This window comes from Bacteroidota bacterium (assembly GCA_035506275.1).
Taxonomy (GTDB): domain Bacteria; phylum Bacteroidota; class Ignavibacteria; order UBA10030; family UBA8401; genus JAGVPT01.
Window position 1 is genome coordinate 127,892 of record DATJPT010000009.1, and the last position, 23,208, is coordinate 151,099.

23 protein-coding genes are annotated in these 23,208 nt (G+C 53.2%); 18 read left to right on the plus strand and 5 right to left on the minus strand.

Features of this window, described 5'->3' with window-relative positions:
- Nucleotides 1-8: 8 nt before the first annotated feature.
- From VMF88_08410 to nusB, 5 genes are all read right to left on the minus strand, one after another.
- A complete protein-coding gene (locus VMF88_08410; GenBank protein HTY11081.1) occupies nt 9-2,324 on the minus strand; it encodes a PBP1A family penicillin-binding protein in 2,316 nt (771 codons plus the stop codon).
- Nucleotides 2,325-2,327: 3 nt separating this feature from the next.
- Nucleotides 2,328-3,059 (minus strand): UDP-2,3-diacylglucosamine diphosphatase, encoded by a 732-nt coding sequence (locus tag VMF88_08415; GenBank protein HTY11082.1) that lies wholly within the window; start codon nt 3,057-3,059, stop codon nt 2,328-2,330.
- 3 nt (nt 3,060-3,062) lie between these two features.
- On the minus strand, nt 3,063-3,431 hold the full coding sequence (locus tag VMF88_08420) for a hypothetical protein (GenBank protein HTY11083.1): 369 nt from the start codon (nt 3,429-3,431) through the stop codon (nt 3,063-3,065).
- 87 nt (nt 3,432-3,518) lie between these two features.
- A complete protein-coding gene (locus VMF88_08425; GenBank protein ID HTY11084.1) occupies nt 3,519-4,796 on the minus strand; it encodes an MFS transporter in 1,278 nt (425 codons plus the stop codon).
- A gap of 1 nt (nt 4,797) precedes the next feature.
- A complete protein-coding gene (gene nusB / locus VMF88_08430; GenBank protein HTY11085.1) occupies nt 4,798-5,316 on the minus strand; it encodes a transcription antitermination factor NusB in 519 nt (172 codons plus the stop codon).
- A 150-nt stretch (nt 5,317-5,466) separates the two neighbouring features.
- Here nusB and VMF88_08435 point away from each other — a divergent pair, with 150 nt between their 5' ends.
- From VMF88_08435 to VMF88_08520, 18 genes are all read left to right on the plus strand, one after another.
- Nucleotides 5,467-6,816 (plus strand): MFS transporter, encoded by a 1,350-nt coding sequence (locus tag VMF88_08435; protein HTY11086.1) that lies wholly within the window; start codon nt 5,467-5,469, stop codon nt 6,814-6,816.
- Nucleotides 6,817-6,867: 51 nt separating this feature from the next.
- Nucleotides 6,868-7,395 carry a GDSL-type esterase/lipase family protein gene (locus VMF88_08440; GenBank protein HTY11087.1) on the plus strand — a complete coding sequence of 176 codons (528 nt, stop codon included), beginning with the start codon at nt 6,868-6,870 and terminating at the stop codon, nt 7,393-7,395.
- 8 nt (nt 7,396-7,403) lie between these two features.
- Entirely contained in the window at nt 7,404-7,727 is a 324-nt protein-coding gene (locus tag VMF88_08445; protein ID HTY11088.1) for a DUF971 domain-containing protein, read from the plus strand.
- A gap of 113 nt (nt 7,728-7,840) precedes the next feature.
- The gene (cdd, locus tag VMF88_08450) at nt 7,841-8,275 is read left to right on the plus strand and encodes a cytidine deaminase (GenBank protein HTY11089.1); all 435 of its coding nucleotides are present in this window, start codon (nt 7,841-7,843) and stop codon (nt 8,273-8,275) included.
- Nucleotides 8,272-8,838, plus strand: coding sequence for an inosine/xanthosine triphosphatase (locus VMF88_08455; protein ID HTY11090.1), 567 nt, complete (start codon nt 8,272-8,274; stop codon nt 8,836-8,838). Before cdd ends, VMF88_08455 begins: the two co-directional genes overlap by 4 nt.
- A gap of 87 nt (nt 8,839-8,925) precedes the next feature.
- Entirely contained in the window at nt 8,926-9,189 is a 264-nt protein-coding gene (locus tag VMF88_08460) for a MoaD/ThiS family protein (protein ID HTY11091.1), read from the plus strand.
- The gene (locus VMF88_08465; protein HTY11092.1) at nt 9,190-9,612 is read left to right on the plus strand and encodes a molybdenum cofactor biosynthesis protein MoaE; all 423 of its coding nucleotides are present in this window, start codon (nt 9,190-9,192) and stop codon (nt 9,610-9,612) included.
- A 10-nt stretch (nt 9,613-9,622) separates the two neighbouring features.
- Nucleotides 9,623-10,678 (plus strand): PA0069 family radical SAM protein, encoded by a 1,056-nt coding sequence (locus VMF88_08470; GenBank protein HTY11093.1) that lies wholly within the window; start codon nt 9,623-9,625, stop codon nt 10,676-10,678.
- Nucleotides 10,679-10,683: 5 nt separating this feature from the next.
- Entirely contained in the window at nt 10,684-11,682 is a 999-nt protein-coding gene (gene moaA, locus VMF88_08475; GenBank protein ID HTY11094.1) for a GTP 3',8-cyclase MoaA, read from the plus strand.
- Nucleotides 11,683-11,823: 141 nt separating this feature from the next.
- Complete coding sequence (locus tag VMF88_08480) at nt 11,824-12,339, plus strand: NADH-quinone oxidoreductase subunit J (GenBank protein HTY11095.1); 516 nt, start codon at nt 11,824-11,826, stop codon at nt 12,337-12,339.
- The gene (gene nuoK, locus VMF88_08485; GenBank protein ID HTY11096.1) at nt 12,336-12,638 is read left to right on the plus strand and encodes an NADH-quinone oxidoreductase subunit NuoK; all 303 of its coding nucleotides are present in this window, start codon (nt 12,336-12,338) and stop codon (nt 12,636-12,638) included. The genes VMF88_08480 and nuoK overlap by 4 nt, the downstream gene beginning before the upstream one ends.
- A 2-nt stretch (nt 12,639-12,640) precedes the next feature.
- Nucleotides 12,641-14,572 carry an NADH-quinone oxidoreductase subunit L gene (gene nuoL, locus VMF88_08490; protein HTY11097.1) on the plus strand — a complete coding sequence of 644 codons (1,932 nt, stop codon included), beginning with the start codon at nt 12,641-12,643 and terminating at the stop codon, nt 14,570-14,572.
- A gap of 21 nt (nt 14,573-14,593) precedes the next feature.
- A complete protein-coding gene (locus VMF88_08495) occupies nt 14,594-16,147 on the plus strand; it encodes an NADH-quinone oxidoreductase subunit M (GenBank protein ID HTY11098.1) in 1,554 nt (517 codons plus the stop codon).
- Between the two features lies 1 nt (nt 16,148).
- A complete protein-coding gene (locus VMF88_08500; GenBank protein HTY11099.1) occupies nt 16,149-17,639 on the plus strand; it encodes a sodium:proton antiporter in 1,491 nt (496 codons plus the stop codon).
- Nucleotides 17,640-17,660: 21 nt separating this feature from the next.
- On the plus strand, nt 17,661-19,085 hold the full coding sequence (locus VMF88_08505; protein ID HTY11100.1) for an NADH-quinone oxidoreductase subunit N: 1,425 nt from the start codon (nt 17,661-17,663) through the stop codon (nt 19,083-19,085).
- Between the two features lie 72 nt (nt 19,086-19,157).
- Entirely contained in the window at nt 19,158-20,744 is a 1,587-nt protein-coding gene (locus VMF88_08510) for an NAD(P)H-hydrate dehydratase (protein HTY11101.1), read from the plus strand.
- Nucleotides 20,741-21,958, plus strand: coding sequence for a hemolysin family protein (locus tag VMF88_08515; GenBank protein ID HTY11102.1), 1,218 nt, complete (start codon nt 20,741-20,743; stop codon nt 21,956-21,958). Before VMF88_08510 ends, VMF88_08515 begins: the two co-directional genes overlap by 4 nt.
- A 5-nt stretch (nt 21,959-21,963) precedes the next feature.
- Nucleotides 21,964-23,208, plus strand: a complete 1,245-nt coding sequence (locus tag VMF88_08520) for an MFS transporter (GenBank protein ID HTY11103.1) — start codon at nt 21,964-21,966, stop codon at nt 23,206-23,208.

Sequence of the window (23,208 nt, forward strand, 5' to 3'; positions counted from 1 at the left end):
CATCCCGTCTAGAACTTTATGTCACTCGGATTTTCTTCCCCCTCTTTCCAGTTTGCTGAAGTATGTATGTCGCAGGTCGCGGGCTGATACTTGACGTTGAATACCTCAGTCATCTTTTTTGGACAGAACTGCGTTGCAAGCTTATGCGTGTCGGCGCAGATAGTATCGACGACCACGCCGTCCGGCATGTTGAAGTATTCATTCGTTATCGGAATTGATTGGTCCTCATAAATATATTTCATCACTCGTCCCCAGAGCGGCGCTGCCGTCCGTCCTCCCTGCCCGTCGGCAGATGTGAATTTCACCTGCTGGTCGTCGAACCCGATCCAAACGCCCGCGGCAAACTGAGGTGTGAATCCGACAAACCAGGCGTCGGCAAAGTCCTGTGTCGTACCGGTTTTACCCGCGGCAGGAAGATGGAAAAAATGGCGAACGCGGCCTCCGCTTCCGTGGTCGACCACATCCTGAAGCATCGACGTCATGATATACGCCGTCTCTTTGCTCATCACCTCTCTCTTCTCGGGGGCGTTATCTTCGATCACATTTCCGTCCTTATCCTCGATCCTCAAGATGCTCATTGGTTGGACATATACCCCCTCGTTGGCGAAGACGCCGAACGCTGCGGTCAGCTCGATGGGCCTGACCGTTGCGGTGCCTAGCGCGATCGATTCGAACGGGGGGATCGGAGTTGTAATTCCCATACGGTGGGCGAGCTCGATCACCTGGTTTTTCGGGGCGATCTCCATGATGGCGCGGACGGCGATCAGGTTAATGGATTCGCGGAGCCCTTCACGCAGCGTATACTTTCCGCCGATCGTGCCGTCGAAGTTCCCCGGCGTCCATCGCGAGCCGTCCTCCATCATAAGCGTGACCGGCTGGTTGAGCAATTCGTATGTCGGCGGATATCCGTTGTCGATCGCGACGGTGTACACGAACGGCTTAAAAGCGGAACCGGGCTGGCGGACGATCTGCGTCGTGTGATTAAGGCCATATTTGAACGACCTGAAATCGGCGCCGCCGACCATTGCGCAGATATTGCCGGAGTGGGGATCGATGATGATCAATCCGACCTCGATCGTCTGCCAGGCTTTTTTCACCGAGTCGACAAACGATCTGTTGGTGCGGAGGGCCAGCGAGATGCTGTCCCGTTCAACGCGGCTCGTGGTTTTTCTGGCGGCGATCACGTCGTCGACGCTCTTGTCCAACGCCTTGTTGAGGATCTCGGCATTCGCCTTCCAGTCCCACGTGGAGTCGAACGCGGGCTGGATGTCCGCGAGATGTTCGGCAACGGCGCGGTTCGCATACCGCTGCATGCGGCTGTCGAGCGAAGTGTACACCGAGAGGCCGTCTTTATAGATATCGAACCCATACTTGTCCGCTTTTTGAAGCAGCTGCTGGCGGACGTATTCGACGAAATGAGGGGCGATGCCGGTCGGCGTCAGCGCATCGCTGTTGTTGAAATGGAGGGAGTCTTTTCCGACGGAGTCGGCTTCAGCCTGCGTCAGTTTCCCGTATTTCACCATTTGCGAGAGCACGATCTCGCGGCGCAGGAAAGCGCGTTCAGGATGTTTGATGGGGTCGTAATACACCGGCCCTTTGGCCATGCCGATGAGGAGCGACGACTCCGCGAGCGTCAAATCCTGGGCGGCTTTGTCGAAATAGATCGACGCGGCCGCCGAGATGCCGTACGCCCCGCGTCCCAGGTAGATGTAATTGAGATACATCTCCAGGATCTCTTTTTTCGTGTAGGTCCTCTCGATCTGCACGGCGGTGATGAACTCGCGGATCTTGCGCGTTGCCTTGTCGAAGGCATTTTCCTGCGCGCTCTTCCAGTTGTACAGATTCCTCGAAAGCTGCATCGTGATCGTGCTGGCCCCCTGGTTTCTGATGAAGGCGAGAGGAATGCGCCAGATCACCACTCCCCAGTGGCTGTAAAAATCCTTGTCTTCGGTGCAGATCAGCGCGTCGATGGTGCTCTGCGGAATTTTGTCGTACGAAATATAGGTTCTGTTCTTCAGATAGAATTGGCCGAGCAATTCCCCGTCGTACGAAAGAACTTTGGTCGCGAGTTCCGGCTTCGGGTTTTCGAGCTGCTCGAGGGAAGGGAGGCCGGCAAAGACGAGCTTCATGAACACCACGAACAACAACAAGGCGGCGACGACCCCTCCCGCAAATGCGTACCAGTATTTTTTAAAGAAATTCTTGCTCCGGAGGTACATCTCGTCCCTGTACTTCGGCTCCGTGAAATAGCGTCGCATCTGTTCCGAGCTGTATCCTCCTTTGGGCCGCGGTTTACGCGGGTCGAGCGGCGGTGTTTTTCCCATACGTTATTCTTTTTTCCAGGTTTTTAATTCCACGGTGTCTCCGTCAAACTCTGCATACGTGGAGAAGGAGATCCAGTCGCCGAGGTTGATATAGATGCCGCTGCCGATCTTTTGCGACAACGGCATATGCCTGTGCCCCATGATCACGACGTCGCATCCTTCATCGATCTTTTTTGTTGCGAACTTGAGCATGCCGTCAGTTTCGCCGTAATCTTTCTTGGCAGTATACTCCCGGCTGCTGCGAGACGTCCGTCGTGCGATCGGCGCCGTGATGCCGGGATGTACAATTGAAAACAAAAAAATGCTGAACTTGTTCCGGAGAATTGTCTTGAGAATCCTGTAACCGGAATCCTTCAAGGCAAGGCCGTCGCCATGATGGAGATAAAACTTTTTCCCCTTCAGCACGATGGCAAACGGATCTTTATAGACCGGGATGCCAAGATCGTCGGGGAAGAAATCCTTCAGCCAGAAATCATGGTTGCCGGCGACGTAGTGAACCGCTACATTCTTTTCGACGAGCCTCGCCAGCGCTGAGATAGTGTGATGGTAGCCGCGCGGGACAACGTATTTATACTCAAACCAATAGTCGAACAGGTCCCCGACGATAAAAAGCTGCTCCCCGTGCTTCTCGACGTGCGAAAGAAAGGAAAGCAGGCGCGCTTCCTTCTCTTTTTCACGGTCCCTGTCGTGAAGACCTAAATGAACATCGGAAATGAAGAAAATGCTTTTCATCATCAGCTATTGCGACACCGAGAATGTCAGCTCAATCGGCTGTGACGACCGGTTGCACCATCCCTCTGTATCGGAACAAAAAAAATATTTCATCGAACCTTTGAGCGTGTGTTTCCCCTTCGGAATTTTTTTATCCAATGTGAACGTGTATTTGACAGGCCTCTTCGTGTCCAGGTAGCCGGTCTTTGCCATTTTGGGCATTGAAACAACTCCCGTAAAATGCACGAGCGGATCTTTATCGAACTCAAACTCGATCGCCGGGTCGGTATTGATGTGAATGCCCTCATCCGGAGCAAAGGAGACGACGATCTCTCCCGTCGCGCCCTGCTTCAACGTTGCGGACGTCAAATGAATATCGCATTTCACCTGTCTCATTTCCTCGCCGCTCGATGCGAAAGGGATCGAGAAGATTAAGATCAAAAGGCAGAACGAAAATGCCGGTCGCATAAATTGTACTCCTTGCTATGACGCAGCGCGCCCCGCCCGGGTATCGTCGACCCGCTGCAGGAGCGCCAATCCTAGGATAAAAAAGGCCCCCACCGAAAGGATGGAGAGCCGCTGATTATTTGTAAGATACGAAATCAAACCGAATAAAAAAGTACCGATCACTGCCGATGCCTTCCCGCAGAGGCCGTCGTAAAACCCGAAAAATTCCGCTTCCCGCTCCTTCGGCGTGAGCAATGCCATGAGACTCCTGCTTGCCGATTGCGCCGCCCCCAGCGAACTTCCGGCAATGATGGAAATTCCAAAGAACATGACCTTCGACTGGACGAAGTACGCTGCTGTCACGACGACCAGCCAGAGAACGAGGTTGATGTCGATGGTTTTTTTAGGGCCGATCTTGTCCGTCACCACGCCGAACATCAGCGATCCGACGACTCCGGAGGCCTGTACGACCGCAAAGAGTGCGATAATTTCGCGCAACGAAAAATTGAGCGACTGCTTGGCAAAAATCGACGCGAATGAGATCACCGTGAGAATGCCGTCGTTGTAGATGAAGAATGCGAGCAGAAATCTGGCGACCTGGCGGTAATCCTTCAGGTGGCTGATCGTTTGTCGAACGCGCTCCCATCCGGCCCTGATATACGACGGCTTCTTCTCGAACTTCACTTTGTGATCTCTAAAAAAAAGGAAAAGGGGGGCGGAGAATGCAAGGAAGATAAGAGCGGCGAGGACGAAACTCAGGCGCACATTCCCGAGGTTTGACGGAACAAACCCTTCCGCGTATAACGGCATGACAAACAGGAGAGTGGTGAGCGATCCGAAATATCCCATCGCGTAGCCGTAGCCGGAAACCCTTCCGTAGCTCCGTTCGGTCGTAATGTTCGGCAGGAATGCGTCGTAGAAGACGATCCCCCCCTCGAAACCGATGTTGGCGATGATGAACAGCGTCATTCCCGCCGCGATCATCCCTTCGCCGATGAAGTACAACAGCGACGTACACGCGACGCTGACGATCGTGAACCCGAAGAGAAATCTTTTCCGCCGGCTCGAAAAATCCGCCGCCGCCCCCAGGACGGGAGCGATAGCCGCCGTGATGAACATCGAGACGCTGACCGCGATCCCCCAGAGCAAATCCCCCATTCCTTTTCCTCCGGCGACGATGTCCTTGAAATACAACGAATACCCGACAGCGATAATGATCACCGAGAACGAGGTGTTGGCAAAATCGAATAAGGTCCAGACAAAAATTTGCAGCCGGGATGTCGTGCGTTGGGGCGGGGATGGAAAGCTCGTCATCTTATGTATCGTTTCCCACTTTCTTTTTGGCCGAAGCTTTTTGCCTGCCTTCGGAAGAATCAACGAGGCCGCGCCCCCGTTTCTCAAGCGTTCCGTCGGCTTTCATATCGTGGAGGATCGAGTCGAGTATTCCGTTGATGAATTGTCCGCTCTTTTCCGTGCTGAAGTGCTTGGCTATTTCGATCGTTTCGTTGATGGTCACCTTGGGCGGAATATCCTCGCAATAGAAAAGCTCGCAAATACCCATCCGCAGGAGAAGTTTGTCGATCAGCGCAATGCGGTCAAAGTTCCAATTGGACGCTTTCTTCTTGATGATGCCGTCGATCGTCGCTTGATGCTCGATCGTTGTTTTTAGGAGCTTTTCCGCAAAGGTATATTCGTCGTCATGCTCGCGGATCTCGGCAAAGATATTTTCCATGATATGAGCGATCGGATCCTTCGAAAGTTCAAAAGCGTACAATGCCTGCATCACTCGTTCGCGGATAATGCGCCGTTTGTAGACCTGCTGGTGTTCTTTCATCGTGTCCTTGGAATTCTGTTGTGGCGCTGGAGTATCCGGATTGCGCCGAGCGCTCAAGATGGCGAGGCATGTTTTCGAACCGGTGGTAAGGTACGGAAAATGTCGCTGGGAGGCAATGATCCCTCGCCGGCGAGATCCGGGAAAGAGTGAATGAAACTTGCGGGAGAGCCGATTTCGGTGTATTTTTATTCACCGATGTTGAAACAATTATTCCAGCTCTCAAAATATCCTGCCCTCGATTCTCCAACGCTTCGGTCCAACCTTCGCGCCCATATTGCTGACGGCGCGTTGTACGGACTCGCGCTGAGTTTCATTTCTTACAACACCATTCTTCCGGTCTTCGTCCAGCAAGTGGGCGGCAGCGTCGTTGCGATAGGGAGCGTTCCGGTGCTCTGGACGATCGGCATGAATTTCCCGCAGGCGATCGTCGTACGTTTCACCGACCCCGTCAGACAAGTTAAACCGCGGGTACTCGGGTTCGGCTTGTTGGCCAGACATTTTTTCCTTGCTGTCGGATTGTTTACCTTCTTGTTTGTCAAAAGCCTTCCCGTCTCCACCTCAGTCCCGCTGCTCTTAACATTGATTTTCCTTACTGCCGTTGCCGGAAGTTTTGGCGGCCCGTCGTGGTTTCACCTCTATACCATGACCACTCCGATGAAGCTCAGGGGAAGGCTTCTCGCGATCCGCCAAGTCTTGAGCTCTTCGCTCGGGATCGTCGGCGGTTCCTTGGTGACATTCATCCTGTCAACCGTCGCATTTCCCGGCAATTTCGGCCTGTTATTTTTTATCGCGTACCTTTTTTCGATGGGCTCATACCTCTATTTGCGCAAGCTCATCGAGCCGCCGTCCGATTCCGTCTATCCTGTCAACGAATATCCCTCAAGCGGCTTGAAGGATATGGAGAGAATTCTCAAGGGAAACAAGAATTTCAGAAACTTTTTGATCGCCGATGCGTTCACATTAATGTCCATGTCCGCAGCGGCTTTTTATGCCGTTTATGCGATCGAGAAGTTTGACGTTTCAGCGTCGTACGCCGGCACGTTCACGGCGATCGTGATGGCAGGAATGCTTGCGGGGAACAGCGTGTTCGGTTATCTGGCAGACGCATTGGGACACAAGGTAACGCTGATCGCGCTCGCCTTGTCGTCGGCTGCGGCAAGTCTCATCGCGGTCATTGCCGGCAATATTCTCGTCTACGGATTCGCGTTTTTCTTCATGTCGTGGACAGTGAGCCTGCAGGTCATTTCGCGTTTGTCTTTTGTGGTGGAACTGTGCCCGGAGAACGAACGGCCGACGTACGTTGCGTTGACGAATACGATCACAGCGCCGACGGCGGCGGTGGGAATTTTATTCGGCTGGATCGCGCGCGTTGACGGGTTCCCGGTCATGTTCGATGCGGCAGCGTTCACCGGTTTGGCCGCCGCGGCATGGCTCCATTTTTACGTTCATGATCCGCGTTTTGAAGAAAGGCCGAAGACGACCGTCGCCCGCTCATTGTGACCTCGGGTGACAAAAGAGTTTTTATGACACTATTTTCTTGGAAGGAAATTCGTGGCCCCTATTATTATGCTTGGGGATTCAATTACTGAAGGGTTTCCTACGGACACTCTTCTGAAAGAGTTTTCCGTTGTCAACAGGGGAGTAGGAGGGAATAGAACCGATCACGTGTTGGAACGCCTTAACCGCGATGTCATCGACGCGGCTCCTTCGGCGGTCTTCCTTCTTATCGGGATCAACGACATCGGCTCGGGGTTTTCAAACAATACATTGCTCGTGAATTACGAACGGATGGTCCTCAGGATCACGAAGAACATTCCCAATGTCAAGCTTTTTCTCATGTCGATTTTACCGACCCGCGGGATCGAGAGCCTGCCCCTGGAACGCATCCAGCTTCTCAACGTGGAAATCCACAAGCTTGCGATGAAGTATGGAGTTAAATTTCTGGACATTTATCCGATGTTCATCGATGCTAAGGGAGAACTGGCGGAAGAGTTCACCGGGGACGGGCTGCACCTCACGTTGCCGGCCTATGAGAAGTGGGCGAATTATTTGCGGCAAGTATTTGCGACCATGCTATAGTGCTCTGAATGCGAATCACTTCGATCAAGCAGACATCGCCGGACATTCTTACTATGACGTGGGATGACGGACACGTCAGTCCCTTCACGCTCCGGCTGCTTCGCGATGAATGCCCTTGCGCAGGCTGCAAAGGAGAAACGGTGCTTTTGCATACCTTCCAGCCTTCGCCTCAACCGGAACTTCCCGGCCGGTATTCGCTGAGGTCGATCTCACCGGTCGGCAGCTATGCGATCCAGATCGTCTGGGGGGACGGACATGATACCGGCATCTATCCGTGGGAATATCTGCGGTCAGCGTGCCCCTGTGATGAATGTTCCCGCAAAAAGAATTGACCTTCCATCTTGCTTCTGTTTCTTCTTTTTCAGATGTTTGCAGGTACAACCTCATTCATCCAGCAATTGTGGTGCGGACGGATGAACGCAATCGTCATTTCCCGGGAGAATTCGTGCCAGTCTCTGAGTCGGAAAAAAATAGACTAGTCGTTGCTGCAAAAGAGGCAAAGGAGAAAGCCTACGCTGTTTATTCGAACTTTCGTGTCGGCGCTGCGTTGCTGGCAAAAGACGGGAAAGTTTTCGCCGGATGCAACGTCGAAAACTCATCATACGGCCTGACGATCTGCGCAGAACGCGGCGCCGTCTTCAGTGCGGTTGCTGCGGGAAAAAAGCACTTTCGGGCGATCGCGATCACGTCCGACGATCCGGGATTTATCACCCCTTGCGGCGCCTGCCGTCAGGTGCTGGCTGAGTTCGCCCCGCGGCTGGAGATCATTCTTACGAACGGCAAAGGGAAGAAGAAAGTAACGTCGCTCGATGAACTTTTTCCAATTCCCCCCGACCTCAAGAAATTGTCCCGCCGAGCAAGAAAGACGTCAAAGCAATGAGAGTTGCCATCGCAAGCACGCGCTCGCCAAAGGTTAACGGCGTAAAGCGGGCATTCCAAAAACTCTCTCACATTCCTCCGTTCGCGCAGATCGTTTTTGAACCAATGCAGGTCGAGAGCGGAGTTCAAGCAACCCCTCTTTCGGTTGATGAATTGATGACCGGCGCACACCAACGCGCCGAATCTGCTTTCGTGAAGTCCGGCCCGAAAAGCGGCGAAGCGTTGTTTTCGGTCGGAGTTGAAGGCGGGATCTACGTCTCGCAGCACCGCGCGTTCCTGCAAAGCTGGGCGTGCGTGTATGACGGAACGCAGTGTTCGTTCGGAAGTTCGGGGAGCATAGAAATCCCGCAGGCCCTTTCGGACGCCGTCGTGCGGGATGGAGCTGACCTGGGGAAGGTCATCGATATCTTTGCCGAACAAAAAAATGTCCGCAGCAATCAAGGGACATGGGGAATTCTCACCAACGATCTCATCACCCGTGAGGACTCGTTCGAACTGGCCACGCTTAATGCGCTCGCTCCGTTTTTTAATAAGAGAATGTACGAACGTAAAACGATCGGCTGATCTCCTCACGGATTTCCGGCATCGTTCTCTGCGCTCCCCCCGTCCGGCGCGATTTGAAAACCGCCCGCCATTTCTTTATATTCCAGAGTGCCATTATCCACTATTGCTGTTACGGTAAAGCTCTTTGCGTCCGTCAAAGACGTCGCAAAACTGTCTGAAACAGTTGTCAAACTCCCTGACGCATCTGTTGCCTCGGATGTGTTTTCATTCCTCATCAAGCAATATCCTGAACTGGAGCCCTTTCAATCATACATTCGCATTGCAGTCAATGAAGCGTATGTCGATATTGATTTTCAATTGCACGACGGCGACGAGGTCGCAATTATTCCCCCTGTCAGCGGCGGACGATGAATGATCCGGATCAGCGAAAAAGAAATTGATGCGGCCGAATTGTTATCGTCGGTCGCGGTCCCCGAGGCCGGCGGCATCGACCTCTTCCTCGGGACAACGCGGAATCACTCCAAGGGAAAGAAGGTCGTACGATTGGAGTATGAGGCTTATCCCTCGATGGCGGTCAAGATGATGGCAGAAATTGAACGAGAGATCAGGAGGCGATGGTCGGTTCAAAGGGTCGCGATCGTTCACCGGACCGGAGTGGTGCCGGTCATGGAAGCCAGCGTCGGAATTGCGGTCTCCGCGGCCCACCGCAGTGATGCCTTCGAAGCGTGCCGGTATGCGATCGATGAGATCAAGAAAAGAGTCCCCATCTGGAAAAAAGAGGTTTTTGTGGATGGAGAAGTGTGGGTAGAAAATTCCGAAGTGAAAAAGGTTTGAAGGGTGGACGATGAAGGGCAGAGGGACAGAGGAAAATCCCCGCATCAGGTTTGAAACGCTCACGCGCGAACCGTTTGACGATGAATGGAGCGGCACCGAGCAAGAGAGGCGGATTCCGACCCAATATTTTCGCGATACATCGAAAAGCATCCTTACCAAAAATGAAAGCCCCGACCTCGGATTTACGTTCGGGCTGAACCCTTACCGGGGTTGCGAACACGGATGCATCTATTGTTATGCGCGGCCCACCCATGACTTTCTCGGATTTTCTTCCGGAGTAGATTTCGAAACGAAGATCATGGTAAAGGTGGACGCGGCTTCGCTTCTCGAAGCCGAATTTCGCAGAAACGGCTGGCGCCCCGACGTCGTGATGGTGTCCGGAAATGTGGATTGCTACCAGCCGATCGAACGCAAACTCAAAATTACCCGCCAATGTCTCGAGGTCTTTCTCCGCTACCGCAATCCGGTTGCGATGATCACGAAAAACGCCCTCGTCGTCCGCGACATCGACCTTCTGTCTCAGCTGGCAACGCTCAATCAGGTTTCTGTTTGCCTCTCGGTGACGACGCTTGACCGCGATCTGGCCCGCAGCATGGAGCCGCGGACCTCGACTCCCGAGCAGAGGCTCTCCGCTATCGAGCGGCTCGCAGGTGCAGGCATTCCGGTCAGCGTGAATGCAGCCCCCGTCATTCCGGGGCTGAACGATGAAGAGCTTCCTTCGATCCTTCGGGAAGCATCTGAGCGGGGGGCCACGCGGGCCGGATATACCTTGCTTCGGCTTCCGTATTCGGTCAAAGAACTTTTTGTCGATTGGCTGCGTCGGGAATTCCCTTCCAAAGCAGATCGGGTTCTGAACAGGATTACTGATGTAAGGGATGGGAAGTTGAATGATTCCGGGTTCACAACGCGCATGAAAGGGACGGGGGAGATCGCCGGATCGATAGCGCAGCTGTTTCGCGCGAGCTGCAAAAAGTATGGCCTGAAGGCGTCCTATGCGCCGCTCAGCTCCGATAAATTTGTCAGGCCTTCAATCGACCGACAACAAGAAGAGATCAATTTTTCATAACCTCCATGCCGTCCACTGCACAATTAATAGATTCCTTCGGTCGCGTCGTCAACAATTTGCGCATTTCAGTTACCGACCGATGCAATTTCCGCTGCCACTACTGCATGCCGGAAGAGGGAATGACATGGATGAAAAAAGATGAGCTGTTGTCGTTCGAGGAGATCGCGCGCACGGTGCAAATTATGTCGCGCCTTGGCGTCAACAAGATCCGGCTTACGGGGGGCGAGCCGTTGATGCGCAGAGACCTCCACGTTCTCGTTCGGCTGATCTCCCGCATCGACGGCATCCATGATATTGCTCTCACCACCAACGGATTTTTTCTAAAAGACCAGGCGGAGGACCTTCACTCTGCGGGATTGAAGAGAATGACAGTGAGCATGGATTCGCTTGACGCAGCGACTTTTTCGGAGGTCACCCGCCGCGATTATTTCACGACCGTGTGGGAGGGATTGGACCTTCTTCAGCGGCTGGATTTTTCCCCGATTAAGGTCAACGTGGTGGTGATGCGGGGGGTGAACGACGGCGAGGTTGAGAAGTTTGCGGAGTTGGCGAGGACGAAGCCATTCATCATCCGGTTTATCGAGTACATGCCGATCGGCGCAGGCGATGCGTGGAATTATTCGAAGGTGGTGCCGACGAGAGAAATAATTCAAAGGATCGAAAGGAGCTTTCCGAAGCTTGTGCCGGTCGAATACCACGGCTCGCAGCCGGCAGACCGGTTCCGGTTTGAAGACGGAGTCGGAGAACTGGGTTTTATCAGTTCCGTCAGCGAGCCCTTCTGTTCGCATTGCAATCGTATTAGGATCACCTCCGACGGAAAGCTCCGCACCTGCCTTTTTTCGCTCAAGGAAACGGACCTGAAACGTCTGCTCCGCAGCGGCGCAAGCGATGACACGATCTCAGAGGGCATCATCGCCGCAGTGCTGAAGAAAGAAGAGGGGCATCTCATCAATCAACCGGGGTTTGTCAAACCCGAGCGGACCATGAGCCAGATCGGCGGATGACGGCGTGGTGATTCCGCTTCTGATGTGTCATTTTTCTTCACGGCGAGACCGGCTCATTTCCTACCATTTTATTGATTCTCTTCCTGACAGTTCGTATATTTACTCCGCTTATTCATCAGAACCTTTCGCATTATTGATGATATGACATTTGAGCAAGTAGTTTTCTTTGCGCTGGCCGTCGTCGCAGCAGTTTCGGCGGTGATGGTCATCCTCCAGCGGAACCCGGTCAATAGCGCCCTCTACCTTATCCTCAATTTCTTTTGTCTCGGCGGCTTGTATCTGACGCTCAACGCGCAGTTCATTGCCATGGTCCAGGTGCTTGTCTACGCCGGCGCGATCATGGTCCTTTTTCTTTTCGTGATCATGCTCCTCAATCTTGGCGACGACAAACGACTGCGCGAACACCTGGGCGTGAGGACCTATTTCGGCATCGGTTTCAGTGTTGCCTTGGTGCTGGAGTTTCTTGCGGCCTTTCTCTACCGCACCGGCCCGTCTGCACTGCAGCAATCTCCGAATGCCGTCGAGATCGGAACGGTCGAGTACATCGGTAAAGTGTTGTTCACAAAATTTCTTTTTCCGTTTGAAATTACTTCGCTGTTATTGTTGGCGGCGATCGTAGGCGCCGTGATCCTCGCAAAAAAGAAACTTACAGAATGATCCCGATCGAGTATTACCTTCTTCTCTCCGCATTTATGTTTTGCGTCGGCGTGCTGGGCGTGCTGATCAGGCGCGATGCAATTATCGTCTTTATGTCGATCGAATTGATGCTCAATTCCGTCAACCTCTCGCTCATCGCTTTTTCGTCCTTCCTCGGCGACCCCACGGGTCAGATGCTAGTCTTTTTTGTGATGACGGTAGCGGCGGCGGAAGCGGCGGTCGGGCTGGCGATCATCATCGCCCTTTTCCGCAATAAGCAAACGGTCAATATCGACGAGATCAATATCCTTAAATGGTAGCCATGGTTCAGTACGTCGGCCTTATCATCCTTTTTCCGTTCCTCGGCTTTCTCTTCATCGGTCTTTTTGGCTCGAAGATAAGGTCCGAAAAACTCATCGGAAGCATCGGCTCGGGCGCGGTGATCATACCGTTCATCGTCGCAGTTTCTATCTTTGCCGAGATGCTTTCGCTCCCGGCAGGGGACCGGCAGCACGTCGTGAAGCAGTTTGAGTGGATCAGCGCCGGCTCGTTTTCCGTGAACGCGTCCCTGCAGGTCGACCAGCTTTCCATCCTCATGACGCTGATCGTGACCGGCGTCGGCAGCCTCATCCATATCTATTCGATCGGTTACATGCACGGCGACAGAGGATTCTGGAGATTTTTTGCTTACTTGAATCTTTTCATCTTCGCAATGCTCACGCTCGTTCTTGCCGACAATTTTTTGCTGATGTTTGTTGGATGGGAAGGCGTCGGCTTGTGCTCCTATCTGCTGATCGGATTCTGGTACGATAAGAATTTCGAAAAGGGAACCACTGGTGACGCCGCCAAGAAGGCCTTCATCGTCAACCGTATCGGCGATTTCGGATTTCTTCTCGGGATGTTCCTCATCTTTACAACGTTCGGCTCGCTGAATTTCGAGAGTGTGTTTTCCGCTGCGTCCGTTCTTGCCCGGGGGGATTCGACGGTCATGTGGATCACGCTCCTTCTTTTTGTCGGCGCGACCGGAAAATCAGCACAGATCCCGCTGTATGTCTGGCTCCCCGACGCCATGGCCGGTCCCACGCCGGTGAGCGCTCTTATCCACGCCGCGACGATGGTGACTGCGGGGGTGTACATGGTCGCGCGCAGTTCTATTTTGTTTGCCCTCTCGCCGGTCACGATGGAGGTGGTCGCTATCATCGGAGTGCTGACAGCTTTCTACGCTGCGACGATCGGTTTAGTGCAAAATGACATTAAGAAAGTTCTGGCATACTCGACCATCAGCCAGCTCGGCTACATGTTTCTCGGTCTGGGCGTCGGCGCGTTTGCCTCCGGAATTTTTCATGTGATGACGCATGCATTTTTCAAGGCGCTCCTCTTTCTCGGTTCCGGCGCTGTCATTCACGCGATGCACGAAGAGCAGGACATCCAGAAGATGGGGGGACTCAAGCAGCATCTGCCGACAACGTATAAAACGTTCTTGATCGGAGCGATTGCGATCTCAGGCATTCCGCCCCTGGCAGGGTTTTTCAGCAAGGATGAGATTTTGTGGAAAGCATTCTCTGACGGTTCGCCGATCCTGTGGGCGATCGGTGCCGCAGGCGCCGGATTGACGGCGTTTTACATGTTCCGCCTCGTCTCGCTGACGTTTGAGGGATCTGCAAGGTTCGACGAGCACCAGATTCATCCTCACGAGGCGCCGAGGACGATGACAGTTCCCCTGATGATCCTCGCCCTGCTCTCTGTTGTCGGAGGATTTGTCGGAATTCCGGAGAGCCTTGGGGGCGGCAATTGGTTTGAACGTTTCCTTGAACCGATCTTCGAGCGGGCGAACGCGAAGATGTTTCTTCCGTATCACGAAGCTTCCGCCGCGGAATATGTGCTAATGGCAGTTTCCGTGGCGATCGCCGCGGCGGGGATTTATTTGGCCCGGAGAATTTATCTCGAGAAAAAAGATGTTGCAGAGAAAGCCGCCTCGAGATTTTCGCGAATCTATAACCTTCTCCTGAACAAATACTTCATCGACGAAATTTACGACGGGGCGGTTGTCAACCCGCTCGTAAAGGGTTCAGAAAAATTATTGTGGAAACGCGTTGACGTCGGCTTCATCGACGGATTGATAAATTTTGGAGCAAAAGCCGCAGAATACGCGAGCCAATTTTTTAGAAGAGTGCAAAGCGGAGTGGTTCAGGGGTACGCCGTAGTGTTCGTCGCAGGCATTTTATTCATCCTCGGATGGCTTATCATTCGATAATCTGATTTTTCAACGTTCACGATGAACAATATTCTCTCATATACATTATTTTCCCCTTTTATCGGAATGGCGATCCTTCCGTTTGTTAACAGGGGTAAAACGACCGCCGTCAAAATTGTCGGGATCGCTTCGTCGGTCCTGACGTTTCTTCTTTCGCTCGTTGTCTATTTCTCGTTCGATCCGTCAAACACACAGCTCCAATTTGTGAATCGTGTTGCATGGATACAGCGGCTGGATATCAGCTATGCCGTCGGCATCGACGGCCTTTCGCTCCTCCTTGTTATTCTGACGACATTCCTTACTCCGATTGCTTTGCTCTCTTCATGGAATTCGATCACGGTCCGGTTAAAAGAATACGTGTTTTTCATCCTCCTCTTGGAATTCGGGATGCTCGGGGTGTTTCTCGCATCCGATCTCTTCCTGTTCTATGTGTTCTGGGAAGCGATGCTGATTCCGATGTATTTCATCATCGGGATTTGGGGGGGGCAGGATAAGATCTATGCGGCGGTGAAATTCTTCCTCTACACGATGTCGGGGAGCCTTTTGATGCTCATTGCGATCTTGTCGCTCGGCTACTATGCATCGACGGTCCCGGGCGGACATTTCACGACGAACCTTGCGATGCTCTATCAGATCGCTCCGGGCATTCCGCGCAATATTCAAACGTGGATGTTCCTCGCTTTTACGCTCTCGTTTGCGATCAAAATTCCGCTGTTCCCGTTCCATACATGGCTTCCCGACGCGCACGTCCAGGCTCCGACCGCAGGAAGCGTCATCCTCGCCGCTGTGCTCTTAAAAATGGGGACGTACGGATTGCTCCGGTTTTGCCTGCCGCTGTTTCCCCAGGGATCGATTGAATTCACTCCGCTTCTTTCCACGCTGGCTGTCATCGGTATTGTATACGGCGCCCTTGTCGCAATGGTGCAGACGGACATTAAGAAGCTCGTTGCCTACTCTTCGGTGAGCCATCTTGGTTTTGTCGTCCTCGGAATTTTTTCGATGACCGAGGAAGGGATCCAAGGAGCGATGATCCAGATGATCAACCACGGCCTATCGACCGGCGCTCTCTTTTTGATCGTCGGCATGCTGTACGACCGTCGGCATACGCGCGACATCTCACAGTTCGGAGGCTTGTCCGCCCGGCTTCCCGTCTTTGCTACGTTGTTCATGATCGTCATGCTCTCGTCGATCGGCCTTCCGGGCTTGAACGGCTTTGTCGGCGAGTTCCTTATCCTGCTCGGATCGTTTAAGTCGACATTGTTAGGGTCGCATGTCTATACGATCATCGCCGCGTCGGGAGTGATATTCGCCGCCGTGTACATGCTATGGATGTTTCAGCGGGTCATGTTTGGAAAACTCACGAACCCTGCGAACCAGTCTCTCCATGATCTGTCGGGAAGGGAAATTGCCGTCTTGGTTCCTATCATCGTTTTCATCGTGTGGATCGGGGTCTACCCGTCGACGTTTTTGAAATCGTCCGCCGCGTCCACGAGACAAATTGTGAGAGTGCTTGAACAAGCCCGAAGCGGCGAAATTCATTCCTCGCTCGCTAAAACTGCCCAGAGCATCCGGTAACATGTCCATCATCCGAGCGGCGCTCAAAATATCTCTATTGCTTTCCGGCATCTCTTCGATCGCCTTCGCCGGAGAAGCTTCAGCCGTCCCTCAAGTTCCCTCGACGATGATCCTGCCGTTTGCAGTCCTCCTTGCCGCGATCGCCGTCGTTCCGTTCGTCCACGGAGCATGGTGGAAGAACAATTATCCAGCCGTTGCAGTTGGCCTCGGCGTTGTTGCCGTCGCATGGTATCTTCTTGCAACGGGGAATGAAGAACGCATCCTCGAATCGGGAAAAGAATACGTCAGTTTTGTTGTTCTCATCGGCTCTCTCTTCATCGTCTCCGGAGGAATTCTCCTTCGTATTTCGGGGAACGCCGGACCGTTTGGAAATCTCATCCTTCTTGCAACGGGAGCCGTTGCGGCGAACATCCTTGGCACGACGGGCGCATCGATCATTTTGATACGGCCGTATCTCCATGCCAACAAATATCGTCTTCGTCCGTTTCATATCGTCTTCTTTATCTTTGTGGTCAGCAATATGGGAGGAGCGTTGACTCCGATCGGGGACCCGCCGATATTCCTCGGTTATCTGAAAGGGATACCGTTCTTTTGGGTACTCTCGTCGGCATGGTATATGTGGCTTTTGGCGATCGGGATAGTGCTTGCGGTTTTTTTTGCCGTCGACTACCTCAGCTTTCGAAAATTCGAAACAAGCCCATCCCGTATTCCGATGTCCGAGGTACATGAAGAAGCGAAGGTGAACGGACTGCACAACGTCTTTTTTTTGGCAATTATTGTTTTGGCGCTCTTCATCGGACATCCGTTGTTTTTTCGTGAGTTCGTCATGATCCTGGCGGCCGTCGGTTCATATTTCTCGACGAAGAATGAAATTCACAAAGCCAACGCTTTCACCTTTGCCCCGTTGAAAGAAGTTGCAATTCTGTTCGTCGGGATCTTTGCTACGTTGGTTCCTGTCCTTGATTGGATTGAGATGCACGCGGCCTCGTCCGGCATTTCGACGCCCGGCCAATTTTTCTGGGGCACCGGCCTTCTCTCAAGCATGCTTGACAACGCTCCGACGTATTTGAACTCTCTCAGCGCATCCGTCGGATTGTTCGTCGGCCAGAACATCCTCTCACAGGTGAACCGGCTGGTGCTTTCCCACGGGTCGGAACTATCAGCCCTCACTGCCGTCGAAATCAGGAATACGTTCTCGGTGCTTGCGAAATATCATGGAGAACTCGTTGCCGCCGGAAGTGTTCCGCAGTCGGTCGTCCAGGTTTCGTATTTGATGGGAAACCGGGATGTTTATCTGAAAGCGATCTCGCTGAGCGCAGTGTTCTTCGGGGCCGGAACGTACATCGGGAACGGTCCCAATTTTATGGTCAAGGCGATTGCTGAGGAAGCCGGAGCCGTCATGCCGTCGTTCTTCGGGTACGTCGGCCGGTATGCGGTTCCGGTGCTGCTTCCGACGTTCATTCTCGTGTGGTTCGTTTTCTTTCGTTCATAGTTCTTTCCAGAGGACGAGTCTATGGTTTTTTCAGCGTCAGATTTGTACGGAATATCTCCGATCCTTTCGGTCTCGATCACAGCGCTCGTCGCTCTCATCGTCAAGTCCGTAAAGCGGAACAGCGAAACCGCAATTCTTGTCGTCGGCATCGTTGGAATTCTGGTCAGCATCGGGTTCAGTGTTGTGACCTTCTCCTTGAGCACGACGGCGTTCAACGACATGGTGCTTGTCGGCGGTTATGCCAGTTTCTTCGACGTGATCTTCCTCGCTGCAGGTCTTCTGACCTTCCTTCTTTCCGATTCTTATCTGAAGAAAGAGAATATTCATTTCGGCGAATTCTACGTTCTCGTGCTCCTTGCGGTGGCAGGAATGATGCTGATGGGATCCTCCGCAGATTTGATCACGCTCTTTCTCGGCGTCGAATTGATGTCCGTCTGTTTTTACGTGCTGGCAGGGTTCATGAGAACGAAGCTTAGCTCCAACGAGGCTGCGTTGAAGTATTTTCTTCTCGGGGCGTTCGCGACCGGTTTTTTGCTCTACGGAATTGCGCTCATCTACGGCACGACCGGAACGACGAATCTTCTTCGTATCGCTTCGGTACACGTCGGCGAATCGGCACGCACGTTATACAACGTCGGATTCGGTTTGTTGCTGATCGGTCTTGCGTTCAAGGTCGCCGCGGTTCCGTTTCATATGTGGGCTCCCGATGTGTATGAAGGCTCGCCCACGACCGTCGCGGCATTGATGTCGACGGGAGGGAAGTCCGCCGCGTTCGCCGCTTCCGTGCTTGTGTTTTCGATTCCGATCGCACAGCACGACGAACATTTCAAATTGATTCTTGCGGTACTCGCCGCAAGTTCGATGGTCGTCGGCAATCTTTTCGGTCTGTCCCAGACCAACCTCAAGAGGATGCTGGCGTACTCCAGCATCGCCCATGCGGGATATATGCTCATCGGGGTTGCATCCGGCCAGCCGCTCGGAGAGCAAGGGATACTCTTTTATCTTGTTTCCTACACGTTGACCAACCTTGGCGCGTTCGGCGTCATCTCGATCCTTGAGAAAGAATCCGGAAAAAATGTTTCGTATGAAGAGTACGCTGGGCTCGGCACCCGCAGGCCGGCGATCGCGGCGCTCCTTTCGATGTTCATGTTCTCCCTGACCGGCATTCCGCCGTTCGCGGGCTTTGTCGGGAAATATTACCTTTTCACGAGCGCCGTGCAATCGGGAATGACATGGCTTGCAATTCTCGGCGTCCTGACGAGCCTTCTATCGGCATACTATTATCTGCGTGTCGTCGTCTATATGTATTTCCGAGATTCTGCGGAAGCCCCGGAGGCCGGCACACCGCGGCTTGCCGCCTTTTCCGTGATGCTCTCCGCCGCTGGAATTATCCTGTTTGGAATTCTCCCATCACTCATCCTGAATGTTACGCAATTGCTTTTTTGATATTGGGTGGAAGATCGCTGCCGTCCATTTCTTGCTTTCATTGAATGGACGGTTTTCATTTTTGGAGGGTTCGTGCTCCCCGTCGTAAGTCCTCAACAAATGAAAGCCATGGACGAACTGGCATCTCGCCGGTTCGGGATGCCGTCCCTCTCGCTGATGGAAAATGCGGGCCGCTCTGTCATTGACGAGATGGAAAAAGCATTCGGCCCCGTTGGTGGCCGGAAGATTCTTGTCGTCGCTGGAAAAGGGAAGAACGGCGGAGACGGTTTCGTCGCCGGCCGGTATGCCGTTCAGCGCGGAGCGACAGTTGCAGTGCTTTTTCTCGGCAAAAGGGGCGATATGCAAGGGGATACAAAAATAAATTTTGATAAATTGCAAAGCATCGGCGGCAGAAATCTCATTTTCTTGCCATCGACGCGCGGCAAAGGAGTTTCGCGGAAGAAATTTGACTTCATCATCGATGCAATTTTTGGAACTTCGTTTCATGGCGAGGTGCGCGGTGCGTTCAAGGCAACCATCGAATGGATCAATCGTCAGCGGAATTCAAAGGTCATTGCAGTGGATATTCCTTCCGGGCTTGATGCTCTAACCGGAGAATGCTCCTCAGCGGCAGTGCAAGCTGACCTGACGGTCTCGATGGCCTTGCCCAAACTCGGATTTTATACCGGAAAAGGAAAAGGGATGACCGGCCCGGTTGTCGTTGCCGACATTCAGATGCCGAAGAAGCTTCTTGACAACCGCAAGTTTTACACCTTTTTTGTCGAGAAGAAGGATGTTCAAAACGGTCTCCCCGTTCGGTCAGAGACAGCTCATAAGCAGAGCGTCGGAAAAATCTTTGTGGTTGCGGGCTCAAAAGGATTGAGCGGCGCCGCGCTCCTCTGTTCTCAATCGGCAATGAAATCCGGCGCCGGTGCGGTCGTTCTGGGAATCCCGTCGGCGGTTTTTCCGGCAGTCGCCCGGCGAACATTGGAGGTGATGCCCTTTGAGCTGCCGTCCACAGCCGAAGGCTCTGTCGCATTTTCAGCCCTTGAAGTTATGGGCCCCAAAATGAAATGGGCCGATGTAATTCTCATAGGCCCTGGATTATCCACGAACGCCGAAAGCGTTGAACTTGTTCATACAATTGTCTCAACGGCTGAACAGACGCTGATCGTCGATGCCGACGGATTGAATGCATTGGCCCAAGATATTTCCCTGCTTCGAAAGAGAAAATGCCGATCCGTTATTCTCACCCCTCACATGGGAGAATTTTCCCGGCTGGTCACGCTCCCCGCGGCGGAAATCGAGAGAGAGAAGATTCAGATCGCGAGATCCTTTGCCCGGAAGAATAATGTTATTCTTGTGTTGAAGGGGGCGCCGACGATCGTGGCAGTTCCGTCGGGCTCTGTGTTTGTCAATTCGACCGGAAATCCGGGAATGGCCACGGCAGGCTCCGGCGACGTCCTCGCCGGCATCATTGCGGCGCTATGCGGACAGCACAACCCTCCCGAACGGGCCGCGATCAACGGGGTCTTCGTACACGGATACGCGGGCGATCTTGCGCGCAACGATATCGGTGAAATGGGAATGCTTGCGAGCGATATCATGAAACGGATTCCGTCCGCCCTTCAGGAGCTCGCAGCGCGGGGAAAAAATACCTATTCCAGGACAGCGGTATGATGCTCCAACTTTTACTTTTGTTCATCCTCATTATTTTTAGCGGCCTTTTTTCGTCATCCGAAATTGTCTTCATTGTGGCGAACAAGGCAAAAATGGAAGTCCGCGCGCGCCGGAAGAAATTCGGAGCAGCGCAGGCATTGTCCTTTGTCAGCAGCCCGGAAGAATATCTTACCACGGTGCTGGTGGGTAACAATGTGGCGAACATCGCCTTCTCTTCCATTGCGGCCATCCTTCTTCAGGAGCATCTGCACGGCTCGGATACGCTCATTACCATTATTATCTCTTTTATCATTCTGCTCTTCGGCGAATTGCTTCCGAAATCCCTTTTCCGCATTATAGCAGATACCGTTGTCCCATATGCATCATCGTTCCTTCAGGCGTGCCGCATCCTGCTTCTTCCTTTTGTGTGGGTGACACAGCAGGCTTCGAAGGGCATTATTTCCGGACTCGGGTTTGAAAACTCCAGCGTAGGCAGATTCCTCCATAAAAAAGATGTCGAGGTTCTCCTCAAGGAGAGTACGGAAGTGGGCGAAGTCGGCAAAGAGGTTGGGAAGAAAATTATCAAAGTGATCACGTTAAGCGATGTTCTGGCCAAAGATGTCATGAAGGCGCGTGCAAACGTCGTCGCGGTCGATGTGAAGACTCCGGTCAAGCAGGCATGGCAGGTGCTGGTCGACCGGGGATATTCAAAACTGCTGGTGTATGATCAGACGGTCGACAATATCATCGGCGTGGTATTCGCCCGGGATTTTTTCTCGAGGCCGCGGACGCTCTCGCACATCCTGCGGGAAACGGTTTTCGTTCCCGAAACGAAGAACTGCTCCGACCTTTTCCGCGATTTCCGGCTTAAGAAGATCTCCCTCGCGGTCGTGGTCGATGAATTTGGAGGGACCGCAGGCGTCGTAACGTCCGAGGATATTCTCGAAGAATTTTTGGGAGAGATCGCCGACGGGCAGCAGGAAGAAGACCAGTACATCAAGCGATCTCCGGACGGGACGTTTCTCGTGAACGGAAGAGCGGAAATCCACAAATTGAAACAAGTGATCGGCGCGGAAATACCGGACGGACCGTATGACACCATCGCCGGATTTATGATGCATTCCCTCGGAAGGATCCCGTCAGAGAAGGAAGAGGTGCGCATCGGTACGATGCTCATTCAGGTAGTGCGGGCCACAAAAACAAAGGTCGAATTGCTTAAGATCCGCGTGCAATAGGTCTTATGGAGCGAGCGAAATCCTTTGTGCGGTGGATGATCAGGCTTCCGATGGTTCGTTCGCTTCGGCACAGGAACTACCGCCTTTTTTTCTTCGGGCAGCTCATCTCACTGATGGGTACCTGGATGCAGAATATTGGCCAGGCATGGCTGGTGTATCAGTTGACTCATTCGTCGGTGTGGCTCGGGACGATCGGTTTTCTGACGTCGGTGCCTGTGCTTCTGTTCTCGGCGTTCGGCGGCTCGCTTGCCGATCGGATCTCCAAAAAGAAACTGATCGTTGCGACGCAGACCGCTTCGATGGTCCAGGCGTTCATCCTTGCCAGCTTGGTCTGGACGGAGTTGATTACGCCCGTGATGGTCGGTATACTTGCCTTCACCCTCGGCCTGGTGAATGCCTTTGATATGCCCGGGAGGCAGTCGTTCGTCGTGGAGATGGTGGGGAAGGATGACCTCCCGAACGCCATTGCGTTGAATTCGGCGGTATTTAACAGCGCCCGGATGTTCGGCCCTGCGATAGGCGGCATCATCATCGGCATACTCGGCGTCGGGTGGTGCTTCTTTCTCAACGGGGTTTCATTCATCGCGGTGATCATCGGTCTGCTGCTGATGGACGTTCCGGAAAAGATCTCGGCAAGAACTGAAACGCCGCTGATCAAGTCGATCACCGAAGGAATCGCCTATGTCCGTTCTCAGGAGACGCTGAAAGTCATTATGATCCTTGTTTCCATTGTGACGATCTTCGGGTGGTCGTACTCCGTCATGCTGCCCATTTTTGCGGACAAGATTCTCAATATCGGGGCAATAGGGCTCGGCAATCTGCTTACGGCGAACGGCATTGGAGCCCTCGTCAGCGCTCTCACGGTCGCCTCGGTCGGTCACAAGGTGCGTCCCCGTAATTTCATCTTTTCAGGCCTGGCAATTTTTGTTTGCGCGATTCTGATTTTTTCAGTATCGTCATTACCTCTTCTGTCGATGGCATGCCTGGTCGGCGTGGGGATCGGTCTGATCGCTTTTTTTGCTACGGCGAACGCCACACTGCAAACGCGCACGCCCGACCATTTGCGCGGGAGGGTCATGGGGTTGTATGCGCTGGTGTTCCAGGGGCTCTTTCCCTTTGGGAGTCTGGGGATCGGCGTGCTGGCCAATATGATCGGCGTCCGATGGGCGATCGCAAGCGGCGCTGCCGTGTGTGGTGTTTCCGGCAGCTTCATGTACAGAGCTATTAAGAAAAAAGACAAACGCAATTAA

Bases quoted from the DNA above. Each gene is read 5' to 3' on its own strand.
- VMF88_08410 (HTY11081.1), bottom strand. From the start codon at position 2,324: ATGGGAAAAACACCGCCGCTCGACCCGCGTAAACCGCGGCCCAAAGGA.
- VMF88_08415 (HTY11082.1), bottom strand. From the start codon at position 3,059: ATGATGAAAAGCATTTTCTTCATTTCCGATGTTCATTTAGGTCTTCAC.
- VMF88_08420 (HTY11083.1), bottom strand. From the start codon at position 3,431: ATGAGACAGGTGAAATGCGATATTCATTTGACGTCCGCAACGTTGAAG.
- VMF88_08425 (HTY11084.1), bottom strand. From the start codon at position 4,796: ATGACGAGCTTTCCATCCCCGCCCCAACGCACGACATCCCGGCTGCAA.
- nusB (HTY11085.1), bottom strand. From the start codon at position 5,316: ATGAAAGAACACCAGCAGGTCTACAAACGGCGCATTATCCGCGAACGA.
- VMF88_08435 (HTY11086.1), top strand. From the start codon at position 5,467: ATGAAACTTGCGGGAGAGCCGATTTCGGTGTATTTTTATTCACCGATG.
- VMF88_08445 (HTY11088.1), top strand. From the start codon at position 7,404: ATGCGAATCACTTCGATCAAGCAGACATCGCCGGACATTCTTACTATG.
- VMF88_08455 (HTY11090.1), top strand. From the start codon at position 8,272: ATGAGAGTTGCCATCGCAAGCACGCGCTCGCCAAAGGTTAACGGCGTA.
- VMF88_08465 (HTY11092.1), top strand. From the start codon at position 9,190: ATGATCCGGATCAGCGAAAAAGAAATTGATGCGGCCGAATTGTTATCG.
- VMF88_08470 (HTY11093.1), top strand. From the start codon at position 9,623: ATGAAGGGCAGAGGGACAGAGGAAAATCCCCGCATCAGGTTTGAAACG.
- moaA (HTY11094.1), top strand. From the start codon at position 10,684: ATGCCGTCCACTGCACAATTAATAGATTCCTTCGGTCGCGTCGTCAAC.
- VMF88_08480 (HTY11095.1), top strand. From the start codon at position 11,824: ATGACATTTGAGCAAGTAGTTTTCTTTGCGCTGGCCGTCGTCGCAGCA.
- nuoK (HTY11096.1), top strand. From the start codon at position 12,336: ATGATCCCGATCGAGTATTACCTTCTTCTCTCCGCATTTATGTTTTGC.
- nuoL (HTY11097.1), top strand. From the start codon at position 12,641: ATGGTTCAGTACGTCGGCCTTATCATCCTTTTTCCGTTCCTCGGCTTT.
- VMF88_08495 (HTY11098.1), top strand. From the start codon at position 14,594: ATGAACAATATTCTCTCATATACATTATTTTCCCCTTTTATCGGAATG.
- VMF88_08500 (HTY11099.1), top strand. From the start codon at position 16,149: ATGTCCATCATCCGAGCGGCGCTCAAAATATCTCTATTGCTTTCCGGC.
- VMF88_08505 (HTY11100.1), top strand. From the start codon at position 17,661: ATGGTTTTTTCAGCGTCAGATTTGTACGGAATATCTCCGATCCTTTCG.
- VMF88_08515 (HTY11102.1), top strand. From the start codon at position 20,741: ATGATGCTCCAACTTTTACTTTTGTTCATCCTCATTATTTTTAGCGGC.
- VMF88_08520 (HTY11103.1), top strand. From the start codon at position 21,964: ATGGAGCGAGCGAAATCCTTTGTGCGGTGGATGATCAGGCTTCCGATG.